The 11924-nt window shown below is 66.6% G+C and carries 7 protein-coding genes; 2 read left to right on the plus strand and 5 right to left on the minus strand.

What is annotated here, in order from left to right:
• Nucleotides 1–31 precede the first annotated feature (31 nt).
• Nucleotides 32–1864, minus strand: a complete 1833-nt coding sequence (gene cas8c, locus ACIP8Z_RS10620) for a type I-C CRISPR-associated protein Cas8c/Csd1 (RefSeq protein ID WP_402081322.1) — start codon at nt 1862–1864, stop codon at nt 32–34.
• A gap of 1 nt (nt 1865) precedes the next feature.
• Nucleotides 1866–2639, minus strand: coding sequence for a type I-C CRISPR-associated protein Cas5c (cas5c, locus tag ACIP8Z_RS10625; protein WP_402081325.1), 774 nt, complete (start codon nt 2637–2639; stop codon nt 1866–1868).
• A gap of 218 nt (nt 2640–2857) precedes the next feature.
• Here cas5c and ACIP8Z_RS10630 point away from each other — a divergent pair, with 218 nt between their 5' ends.
• The gene (locus ACIP8Z_RS10630) at nt 2858–5122 is read left to right on the plus strand and encodes a CRISPR-associated endonuclease Cas3'' (RefSeq protein ID WP_402081328.1); all 2265 of its coding nucleotides are present in this window, start codon (nt 2858–2860) and stop codon (nt 5120–5122) included.
• 47 nt (nt 5123–5169) lie between these two features.
• Entirely contained in the window at nt 5170–5412 is a 243-nt protein-coding gene (locus ACIP8Z_RS10635; protein ID WP_402081331.1) for a hypothetical protein, read from the plus strand.
• Nucleotides 5413–7835: 2423 nt separating this feature from the next.
• On the opposite strand, the gene ACIP8Z_RS10640 is transcribed toward ACIP8Z_RS10635, so the two are convergent.
• The 3 genes from ACIP8Z_RS10640 to ACIP8Z_RS10650 form a co-directional block, all read right to left on the minus strand.
• Complete coding sequence (locus ACIP8Z_RS10640; RefSeq protein ID WP_402081334.1) at nt 7836–8972, minus strand: tyrosine-type recombinase/integrase; 1137 nt, start codon at nt 8970–8972, stop codon at nt 7836–7838.
• 565 nt (nt 8973–9537) lie between these two features.
• Complete coding sequence (locus tag ACIP8Z_RS10645) at nt 9538–11235, minus strand: SulP family inorganic anion transporter (protein ID WP_402081336.1); 1698 nt, start codon at nt 11233–11235, stop codon at nt 9538–9540.
• A gap of 2 nt (nt 11236–11237) precedes the next feature.
• Nucleotides 11238–11918 carry a GAP family protein gene (locus ACIP8Z_RS10650; protein ID WP_402081338.1) on the minus strand — a complete coding sequence of 227 codons (681 nt, stop codon included), beginning with the start codon at nt 11916–11918 and terminating at the stop codon, nt 11238–11240.
• Between the last annotated feature and the right edge of the window lie 6 nt (nt 11919–11924).

The raw sequence follows: 11924 nt of genomic DNA on the forward strand, positions 1-11924 counted from the left end.
GGCGTCGTGGTGAACGGGTGGCGGCAGGCGTCTACCAGAGGGTGCTGTCCGAGGATTCGGTGTCCTCGGCAGAGACTTCGGGAAGGGCGTCCGCTTGCTGTTCTGCGACGAGTTCCTTGCCGGCTTCCCGTGCCTTGATGGCTTGTGCCGCAGCACGTGCGGAGTGGGCTCGCTGGTGGTCGTAGCCGAGGATGAACAGGGCCTGCTGCTCGGCGCTCAGGTGCGCGGGAATGGTGTCGAGCAGGTCGAAGACATCTCGCAGTCTGTTGTCCATGGCCTTGGCTGCGGGTTCGCTGGCCCGGCCGATGGTGCGCAGGTGCGGGCGTGCTCCGATACGGAGGCGGGTGAGGACGGCTCGGGGGGAGACTACGGCAGTGCTCAGGTACTTGTCGGTGATGGTGGTGTTGACCTTGGGCATGGCCTTGCGCTGGATCGCTTCGAGCATGGCCATGATCCGTCCGCATACATAGCCGGGCTCGGTCGACTGGGGGTTCAGCTGGGGCACACAGAGCTCCTTGTGGCGGGTGGTGGTACGGATCAGGGCGAGGCGCAGCAGGGCGAGGCGGGGCCGGTCGAGGTGGTGGTCGGCGCGGATGCGTTGCAGGAGGACCGGCAGGAGATGGGCTGGTGGTGCGGCGCCGTGGAGTGCGGCTTTGGTGAGGTCGGCCTGGAGGTGCTTGGGGACGGTGGTGTCGATGTATTTGTTCTTGTGCTTGTCCCAGCGGGCGCAGGCGAGGGCGAGTCGCCAGACCGACCAGTAGGTGTAGATGTTGTTCCAGCCGTCCCAGGTCTGTTGGTCGGCGAACCAGGTCCCGAGTCTCTGTTTCAGTTCGGGGACGGGGATGGTGATCCAGTCGGCGACGATGACCCTGTTGGTGTTCACCCGCAGAGTGAGGGCGTGGAAGGCATCCTCGTCGAGGACCGTCAGCGCATCTCGTCCCCTTTGGGGGTGGCGGAGGCCGGCGACGAGCTGGGCCACTTCCTCGGGCTGGGGGTCGCGCAGGGTCCACATGGATGTGTCGGTGTCGGGATCGCGGGTCCACCAGACGATGGCGGAGTCGTCGGCAAAGGCGCGGTGTTCGGGGTCGGCGAGCAGCGTGTTCAGAGCGGTGGCGGACTTGGTGCCGCAGTCGACGCAGATGGGGGTGGCACCGAGTTGCTTGGTGCCGGCACGGAAGTGGGCGGGTTGGTTGAGGCAGACCAGCTGGGTGTTCATCCCGGAGTTGGGGATGCCCTTGATGGGAACCGGGAGCGTGGACAGCAGGGGCATGACGTGTCCGCACACGAGGCAGAGGCCCTGGTTCGCCTTGCCCGTCTTCCCGCTCTTGGCTTTCTTGACCTTCTCCGCCCACCAGCTCTTGGCTTCCGGCAGGTCGTGGATCCACTCGCCGTCCACGCTGATGGCGATGAGGTGGTCCTTGTCCATCTCCAGCGGCCACGCGTTCAACGGCTGGCTGTTCAGCCACGCGGACACTGTCTGCGCCTGGGAAAGATGCGGGTGGTCGTCGCACCAGGAGGTGACCAGGTCGCGGTAGGCGGCATGTCGAGTTCTCGCCTTGGTGACGTCGACAGAACCGATCGAGAGAGTCTTTTCCCCGTCCGGTCCTTTGATCAGGCCGGGGTGGGCGAGCGCGAACTGTGCGGTGTCGGCCAACAGGAGCGGTGCCGGCTTGGACCCGGAGCGGCCGGTGTACGGGGCGGTGATCTTCCGCCCTTCCTGACGAAGGTCGATGACCAGCGGTTCGGTGCTCCCCATGCCGGTGCCGGAGAGGTCGATCTGCCACATGACCCGGCGTGCGAGGTAGTACTCGGGGGTGTCCTCCTGGCGGCTGTCGGCCTGTCGGACAAGGCTCTGCAGCAGCATTTCAGGCCACCTCCTCCGCGGAGGCGCGCCCCTCGGCGCCGGGCATGCCACTGACTTCGGCGGGGGCGAGCGGGCGGTCGGGCACGTGGAGAATTCCGTACTCGAGGCTGGCTCGAAACCAGTGGTAGCGCTCCTTGCCTTTCGGGAGGTACTCGATGTGGTGGAGCATCAGTCCGAGCTCGTCGATGGGCGGAATGCCTGCCTGGTCGGCGGGAGTGACCGCACCGGCTTCCTCCGCCGACCCGTGGGGACCGAAGAAGGCTGCGAACTCACGGCAACCGAAATGGGGTTGCTCGTAACAGGCGCCCCGTGCGAGCCGACGGTCGAACTGGTCGCGGTACTTCGGCAGGGGCGCGGTGCACCGGTCGGTGGCGTGGATGGTCGCGTGGATGCGGTAGGCGACATCGCTCAGGGCGACGGTGACCCGCTGGCCGCGGTCTTCGGCGACATCGTAGTAGTAGCCGTTATTGGCCCGCAGGCTCTCGTAGGCGTTCTTGGTGATGATCGAGTTGTTGACCTCGTTGCGCCGGAAGCGGGTCCACCTCACCGGCTTGAGCTGTTCGATCCGCTCGATCCGGTAGGTCATCTCCGGCTTCCAGAAGATGGCCTCCAGGAGCCCCCTCGCCGCAGAAGGGGTCATGATCGGATAGGAAACACGTTCGACCTTGAGTTCCGGACGAGTGAAGCAGGCCAGCGGCCCCCATGCCTCCACCTGGACATGAAGGGGCCGGTCACCCCTCTCCTCACGCTGCTCTCGGGGACGTGACGCAGTCATGCACTTGTTCCCTTCCCTGCCTGCCGGCGCAGGCCGTTGTCAGTGCCTGCGGCTAGCTTCCTTACGTCGCGCGACCCCGAGGTCTGCACTGTGCGCTTCGAGGGGTATCCGGCGATCTGGTCGGATCTCAGCGTATAACTGATGGAAAGTCAAATACGCTTGTTAGTAAGGGATTTAATGTGTTAACTGACTCAATATCGACCCACGAGGGCAGGCTCGTGGCCCACTCACCGGGCCATCAAGGGACATGGCACTCGTACGAAGACCACGCCCGCGGGACGGGCGAACTGGCTCGTCGGTTCGCCGAGCCATGGGGAGCCGGGGACCTTGCCTACCGGCTCGGACGCGACCACGACACGGGCAAAGGAGCCTGTGCGTGGCAGGAGGGGTTGATCGAGGAAGTCACCACCGGTCGCAAGGTCAGACGGCCCTCGCACAACGGCGCCGGAACGCTCTTGTTCGGCCGGGCGGCCGAGCAGGTCCCCGCTCTTCTGCCCTGTGCCAGTGTGATCGAGGGACACCACACCGGCCTGTCCGCATGGTCGGAAGTCCGGCTCCGACTGAAAGCCCTGATGGCCGACTCCAGTGAGGTGGACGAAGCCATCCATCGCGTCGCCGCGGTCATGCCGGAAATCTTGGACGGCTCATGCCCGGCCGCCCCGGACTGGCTCGACCCCCGCGACAAGGTCGCTGTGGAAATGCTGGTCCGCATGACCTACTCGGCCGTGGTTGATGCCGACCGGCTCGACACCGCCGCCCACTTCAGGCCCGGCACACACATCAGGCCACACGTCGGGATGCATGGACTGTGGGAACGCTACGAAACCCGCCGGCAGGAGGCAATCGGCGAACGCCAGCGCTCCAAGGGAGCCTCCTGGCTGGACAAGCTCCGCGAGAACGTCTACCAGGAGGCCCTTGAGGCCGCCACCGGCAAGCCGGGCGTGTACCGGCTGCACCTTCCGACCGGCGCCGGAAAAACGTTCACCGGCGGAGGCTTCGCCCTCCGCCACGCCTCCCTGAATAAACTGCGGCGCGTCATCGTCGCCGTTCCGTTCATCTCAATCACCGAACAGAACGCCGCAGAGTACCGAAGCCTCCTGGACCCGGAGCAAGGACCACCGGTGGTGCTGGAACATCACTCTGCCGTGAACGTCGAAGCACCGCAGTCCGCCGCCCCCTCGACGAACGTGCGCCACGGCCAGAAGGGAGGTCAGCCGAACCGGTGGGCGAAACTGGCGACCGAGAACTGGGACGCCCCCTTCATCGTCACCACCACCGTCCGCCTAATCGAAACGATCTTCGGCAACACCCCCTGGGCCACCCGCCGGCTTCACCGGCTCGCCAACTCTGTAATCGTCCTGGACGAGGTCCAGGCTCTCCCCGACAGGCTCCTGACGCCGATTCTCTCGGGCCTGCGGGAACTCGTGGAGCACTACGGCGTGACTCTCGTTCTGTCATCTGCGACCCAGCCGGAACTCGCCGCACTGAACCCCTGGCGCTCGGGCCTCCCACAACGTGACATCGTCTCCGACCCTGCGCCGCTCTTCGAGCAATTGCGCCGGGTCAGGTACGAATGGCGGACCGGCCCGAACGTGACCCTCGCAAGCATCGCCGCCGAGGCAGCCGACCACGAACAGGCCCTCGTCGTGGTCAACGGGACCAAGGACGCCAGCCGGATCCATCGCCTCTGGTTCACTACGAACCGCGACGAAGACCCAGGCATCTTGCACCTGTCGACCCGCATGACCGGCGGCCACCGCCGAGAAACCATCCAGGCGACGAAACAACGTCTGGAGAAGGGCCTGAAAACGCTCCTCGTGTCGACCTCTCTCATCGAAGCCGGCGTCAACCTCGACTTCCCCTGCGGATACCGCGCCAGATCAACACCGGAGTCCGAACAGCAGGCCGCCGGTCGGATCAACCGCGAGGGCAAGCGCCCCGCAAAGGACAGTGTCATGACCGTCTTCGACCCTCAAGACGGCCTCGTACCGGAGATGGTCTACAACACGTGCGCCATCGCAGCAGCCTCCCGCCGCTTCGGCGACGGGCTGGCTGATCCCGACGATCTGGACGCCCTCCGCTCGTACTACCAGCACCGCTACCGCCTCCAGGCAGGACAACACTCCAAGGACCTAAACGGAGCCACCGGGGAAGTCATCGAGACGCTGCGAGCGAAGCTGCACTACCCGGAGGTCGCACACAGAATGCGGATGATCGACAACGAGCACTCCGCGGCTGTGGTCGTCATCCGTCCCCATCTCAAAGAAGAAGCCCGACAGACCGCCCAGAAGGCAATCGACCAGCTCCGCCGCGGCCTGCCGACGCCAGCGACCTACCGAGCCTTGCAGGAACACATGGCATCCATTCCCATACGGGAGCTGGAACTGGCGATCAACGCCGGCCACGCCATCGAAGTCGCCGGTGACCTGTACCAGTGGGTCGGCTCCTACCACTCCCAACGAGGCATCGAACCTCCCGCATGACCATTCAGACCACCGAGTAGCCTCTCAACCAGTACGCTTGACACGTAGTGATCGCTTCTCATGCGGTCAAGGATCGCAACGAATGGACGAGTTGGCGCGGCATCGCGCTCAACCCTAAGTGGCGGTCACCTTCCGGGGCGGCCGAGGATCACAACAGCTTCCGCTCGGGCTGGTACCTGGGCGCCTCAGTCATGGCGGTCTCCCGTCGGGAGGCCGAGGATCGCAATGTCCTACTGGGTGGGGTGGGTACGCTCAAGCATGGCATGGCGGTCGCCCTTCGGAGCGGCTGAGGACCGCAACGTCCACTACGGCGGCGCGCACCCCATCACCCGCAGGATGACGGTTGTCCTTCGGGGCGACCGAGGATCGCAACACATTCAACGCGGGTTACCGGCCCGCCTTCGAGCACGGATGGCGGTCGCGCTTCGAGGCGGCCAAGGATCGCAACAAGAAGGGGCTCTCGATGTGGGAGATCATCCGGCGGGATGGCGGTCACCCTTCGGGGTGACCGAGGGTCGTAACGACCAGGAGCTGGGCAGCGTCACGAACGCGGTCAATGGCGGTCGTCCTTCGCGGCGGCTTAGGATCGCAACCACGGCTTGACCATCTTCCGGTAGGAGCCAACCCGGATTGCGGTCGCCCATTAGGGCGACCGAGGATCGCAACTTGTACTCGTGGACCTCATCTACGAACAGTTAGTCGAATGGCAGTCGCGCCTTGGCGCGGTCGAGGATCGCAACTTCCCGCACATGGACGGCATCTTGACGCGGATGCAGAATGGTGGTCGCTCTTCGGGACAGCCCAGGATCGCAACAAGGCTCGGGAGACCCCCAACCTTGGCGAGTGATTTATGGCGGTCGCCCTTCAGGGTGACCGTGGGTCACAACCTCGAATACATCGCCCGAGTCGGCCGCACGCTCTCCGATGGCGGTCGCCTTTCGGGGCGGCTGAGGATCGCAACTGCACAACCTTCGGGTTCTCCCCGCCGGAGAATTGATGGATGTCGCCCTTCGAGTCGACCGAGAATCACAACGAATAGGGCAGGTTGTCGTTGACAAGGTACTGGGGTGGCGGTCGCCCCTCAGGACAATCGAGGATCACAACTCCGGTTACGGCAGACGCTCCAGGAGCTGCCGCCCCTATGGGGGTCGCCCTTTGGAGCGGCCAAGGATCACAACGTCAAGGACAAGCCCAAGACGGCTGAGGTCGCCCGGTGGCGATCCCCCCTCGGGGCGGCCGAGGATCGCAACGTCCGCTCCTCACACAGAGGCGTGGTTCTCGCCGTATGGCGGTTGCTCCTCGGGGCAGCCGAGGATCGCAACAATCTGGTCGCCCGGGACTGCGCATCGAGCGAGGTCATAGCGGTCATCCTTCGATGTGGCCGAGGATCGCAATATGGAGGCCGTAGAGAACAAGGGGCTAAGTCACGCATGACAGTCACCTTTCGGGCGGCCGAGGATCTCAACCTCACCATGCTCTATGCACTCCGCACCCTCGCCTCCGCATAGCGGTCACCCCTCGGGGTGGCCGAGGGGCGCAACCACGCAACGGCAAGGAGGACATTCGCGGAGACGGGGATGACGATCGTCCTTCAGAGCAGCCGAGGATCGCAACGACACCCAAGGGGCGGCACAGGCCGAGCGGGAGGTGTGATAGCAGTCGCCCTTCGAGGCGGCCGAGGATCGCAACTCCTCGCTGGAGATGAGCGAGACCAAGCTGATGCAATGGCGGTCGCCCTTTGGGGGCGGCCGAGGATCTCAACGGCACCAAGGCCGAGGACATGCAGCAAGCCCTCTACGGGATTGCGGTCGTCCTTCGGGGAGGCCGACGGTCGCAACGCACGCCGCCGACAGGGCGTGCGAGTCATGACGGAGATAGCGGTTGCCCTTCGGGGCAACCGAGGATCGCAACGGCGTGTACAAGGGCGCAGCCGCCGAGAAGTGCCGCATGGCGGTCGCCCTTCGGGGTGACCGAGGATCGCAACAGCTCGGCAATGCGCTGCTCAAGCTCCCTGGCCTGATGGCGGTCGTCCTTCGGGGGGGCCGAGGATCACAACGTCTTCATGCACGGCGGAGGAGCGAAAGGGAAGAGATAGCGGTCTGCTTTTTGGGCGACCGAGGATCGCAACGGCCGAGACCGCACCGGCAACGCCATCTGGCTCGCCAAAGTGGCAGTCGCTCTTCGATATGGCCGATTGGCACAATATCGGGCTGTGGATGCACGTGGACCAAGGCGGCGCCCTGTGGTTGTGCCGGCAGTGGCCCGGGAGCATCCCGCGATGGGACGGGAAACCCCGTCGCCTACGGCTGGCAGTCGCCCTTCGGGGTGGCTGAGGATCGCAACCTCCTCGGCTGGGCCCGACCGCCGATGTAAGGAGCGGTTCGTGGTCCCCGCGCCAGCGGGGGTGTCCCGACGTTCGCGTCGAAGCCGGTCCAGGACGGCCTGTGATCCCCGCGCGAGCGGGGCATAAGGATCACAACTCGCGGTTCATCACGGCCATAAGAAGGCAGGGCTGAGCGGCTGTCGTCCTTCGGTGCGATGGTTCTGCATGGCGGTCGCTCTTCTGGACTAGGGACGAGGCCGGCCTAGATCCGGGCCATACGCGGACCAGCCACCTGCCGCTTGGCCGAATCCCGTTTCCGCTGGTCAGCGGCCACGCGAGGCGTGTACCACCAGCACACGAAGAACCTACTGTTCCTTGAAAACAGGAGAATCAGGCGGCTTCCCAGAGGCCTGCGTCCAGGATCCGGGCGGCCTTGGTGATGCTGCCCGGCATCAGGTGCCGGTAGGTGCGGTACGTCTCCTCGATGGACTTGTGCCCCATCCACTCCGCGACATCGGTGATCGGGATTCCGCTCCCGAGGGCGTTCGAAGCGAAGTAGTGCCGGAAGCCGTACATCCCCACGCCCTCCTCCGGCGGGACGTCGGCGAAGAGCTTCCTCACCCGGCGCCGCTCCATCGGCTCCGTGTAGTACCCACCAGGGCCGCGCAGCAGGTAGCCGTCCTTCGAGGTGCCGTGCTTCTCCTCGTACCGCTCGATCGCCTCCCGGACCGATCGCGGCAACGGAACCTCCCGGAACTCTCCCGCCTTGCGATGCTTCAGCTTCGCCGGCTTGTGCGTGTTGGAATGGATCTGCTCCCGTACCCGGTACACGTCCTGCGCCACGACGTTGTGGACGTTCACCGCCCGCGCCTCACCGTTGCGCAGACCGCACCCCGTCATCATGGCGATCTCCAACGCCAGGTCTTCGTCGGCGATCGTCAGTGCCTTCTTCACGTAGGCGAGGGATGGAATGGCGACCTGTTCGCGCACGTACTCGGGTTCCTGAACTCCCTTCACCGGGTCGTCAGCCATGGCCCCCTTGGCATACGCGTCCCGCAGGATCGTCTTCAGGACCCGGAAGATGTTCACCTGGTTCCCCCGGCCAACCCCGTCGCCCTCCATCTCGTCCAGGAACCGTTCGACCACCATCGGCGTGACCGAGTTCAGCTTCCTCGCTCCCAGGCGCGGGACGATGTGGACGTTGATCGAACTGTCGACGTGCTCTCCCGTGGAGTAGTGCGTCATCCTGCGCTGCCTCGGCCGCCACTGCTTCGCATACTCCTCGACCGTCAGCTGACCCAGCTCACGGCGGGCCGCCGCCACCGAGGGCGCCGTGGTCTTCTTCTCCGCGTACAGCTGGGTGAGGCGTTCGATCGCGTCGTCCTGAGTGCCGTATCCGGACTCCTCGCGCTGCTTGCCGAGCGCGTCGCGGAAGCGGATCGAGTAGGGGTGGGGGCAGCGGGTGGGCTTGGCGCAGCCACAGTCCTTGAAGAAGGAACCCATGCCGCGGGCAAGCTGTCGGGCCATCGGTGAACCATCCGTTCCAGCCCAAGAATCATGCTCAGGCACGTGCTACCGGTCGAAGGTCAGCAAGCGCGGACACCATGCGGACGCATGCTGACCGTTTGCTGACCTGAGGGGGGCACATGATGCCCCTGACCTGCGGCGACGCCAAATAGTCAGATCTTGGACTTGAACAGAGTGCGCAGCACTTTGGACTCCTCGAAGACGGCTCCCTGCCTGCTTTCTGCAGGTCAAGGGCGGTCTCGACTGTACACCGGCACGCGCCGAACGATGTTTGTGAGGAACATCGCTCCGGTGGGGCGATACGGGCCCTACCTGGGCTTTCGCGTCGTCAGCGACGCCTTTTCAGGCACGTCTCCGACAACGCCCGGCGACTCATGCTGACCGAATGCTGACTTTCCTGGCGATGCATCAGGTCCTCGCAGGACGACTCCTCGTCCGGCACGACTTCGCGATCACTTCTGGAGATGGCGGCCCCGCCGCCGAATCACCCTGGGCGTGTCCTCCTTCGGGAGGGCTACGCACCTGGCAATTGCTCACAGCTGTCTCAGCGCACCTCGCTCGCCTGTCAGTCCCGCCCGGGGGCTCGGTCCGGTGAAGCGATCCAGGCGCGCGCGTCGGACACGGCCTGGTCGAGGGGGTCGAAGAGGGCGCCGCCTGCCGGGACGATGCCCTCGGGGCCCAGGTCCCGGTCGAGACCCGCGGCTTCCAGTGCATGTGCGAGGCCCGGTTCCACACCGGCGAGGATCAGTCTGCCGCCCGCCCGGTGGAGGTCGTGGGCGTGGCGGCGCAGGACCTTGGCCATGGTGGACGACGGCACGTCGGGGACGCCCCGCATGACCAGGATCAGCACGGCGCCGCGGGCGTGGTCGGTGGGCGGCAGCCACGTCTCGATGCCGGAGAGTTCGGCGAAGAAGCCGACGCCGTCGTAGTAGAGGACGGTGACCTCCCCGGGTGGCAGGCTCGCCGGGACGTCGTCGGGGTGCCAGCGGCCTCGGTCGTCGGGGACGAGGGCGACGAGGCGGGCGCGATGGGCGGCCTGGACGCAGTACAGAAGCAGTGAGAGGACGGCGCCGAGGACGATCGCCTGCTGAAGGGGAAGCTGCGTGGTGGCCAGGAAGGTGACGACCATCGCCACCGACGACAGGCGGGAGGTGCGGAGCACCAGGAGGATGTCGTGGCGCTTGCCCCAGATCAGTTCGCCGCCGACGACGAGGATCAGGCCGCCGATGACGGGCATGGGGATGTGCTCGGCGAGCGGGGCGCAGACGAGGACGATCAGGGCGAGCAGGACGCCGGAGAGGACGCCTGCCCAGCGGGTGCGGGCGCCGGCCGAGACGGCGACGCCGGTACGGGACAGGGAACCGCCGGAGGGCAGCGACTGGAAGAGGCCGCCCGCGAGGTTGGCGAGGCCCTGGGCGGCGAAGTCGCCGTTCACGGAGGACTTGGAGCCGTCGGGGTTCGGCACGGACGGCCCGATGCTCGCCGCCTGCGCGAGGCCGACGAGCGCGACCGCGACCGCGCCGCCGAGGAGCGCGGGCACCGCGGACAGGTCGGGTGCGGAGAAGCCCGGCAGCGCGGCGGGGATGTGGGCGATCCCGCCGACGAGCTCGACGTCGGTGCCGAGCACCGCGACGGCCACGGAGGCGACGACCATGGCGACGAGCAGGGCGACCGGTTCCAGGCGCCGTACGAGCCGGGTCAGCGCCCATACGGCGATCGTGGCGGCGGCCACCAGGGTCGCGGCGAGCTGCCAGGCGCCTATGTGGGCGAGCCAGTCCACAAGCTGGTGGAGACGGTTGTGGCCCTGGGGCTTGTAGCCGGTGGCGTCCTTGAGGACACCGGTGATGATCTGGAGGGCGATGCCGGTGGAGAAGCCCGTCATGACGGCGTTGGAGACGAAGCTCATGACCGCGCCCAGCCGCAGCACGCCCATCAGGAGCATCACCACGCCCGCCATCAGGGTGAGGGTGGCGACGTTCCCCGCGTCCTTCGGGTCAAGGCCGGCGTCCGAGAGCACGCTCTGTGAGGTCAGCGCGAGTGCGCTCGTCAGCGTCGTGACCATGAGGACGGTACGGGAGGTCAGCGAGCCCACGATCGCGGGGACGACGCCCGCGTACAGGCCGGCGACCGGGTTGAATCCGGCGATCGCCGCGTACGCCATGCCCTCCGGGATCGAGAAGAGCCCCGTCACCAGGCCGGAACCCACGTCCGCGGGCTTCGGGCGGCCGAGACGGCGCCGGAGCAGGCGGACGGGAACGTGCACCTTCAGCCCGCCAGACCGCTCACCGCGTCGCCGATGTACTTGGCGCCGAGGACGATCAGGACCGTGGTCATGATGGCCGCGTTGTGGGCGGCCATCCATGCCTTCCACTCACCGAGCACCTGCACCGACTTGTCGCCGCCGAGGAAGTAGACACCGAGCGGCAACAGGGTGCACAGAGATGCGATCAGCACCATCAGGACGGCGGCGACCGTCTTGCCACCGGCCGAGGCGGTACTGGCGGCGATGGAGACGGCGCCGCCGACCGCCAGGACCAGGTTCTTGGGGTTGGCGACGGCGAGCGCGGCGGCGAGTCCGGCCGATTTGCCCGGGGTGAAGGTGTCGATCGCCTTCATCCAGCCCGGCGGCTCGGCCGCGCGCCCCTCCCGGGGCCGGTCCTTCCACTGCTTGACGCCCATGAGCAGGAACAGCACGCCAAGGCCCAGCTTCAGCCACAGCGTCCAGGAGGCCGGCCCGTCGTCGCCGCCCGAGGCGTCCCCGCCCGAGCCGGCGAGGACGACCACGGTGACGAGCGCCGCGAGCGAGACCACCCAGCCCGCCGTGAAGGCCACGCCGTTGCCCCGGCCCTTCGGGGTGGCCAGCATGAGGATCACGGCGATCAGCGGCAGGGGGCTGATGGCGATGCCGACCGCGGAGGCGAGCATCCCCCCGATGGCGTCTCCCATCGCTAC

This window comes from Streptomyces sp. NPDC088553 (assembly GCF_044752965.1).
Taxonomy (GTDB): domain Bacteria; phylum Actinomycetota; class Actinomycetes; order Streptomycetales; family Streptomycetaceae; genus Streptomyces.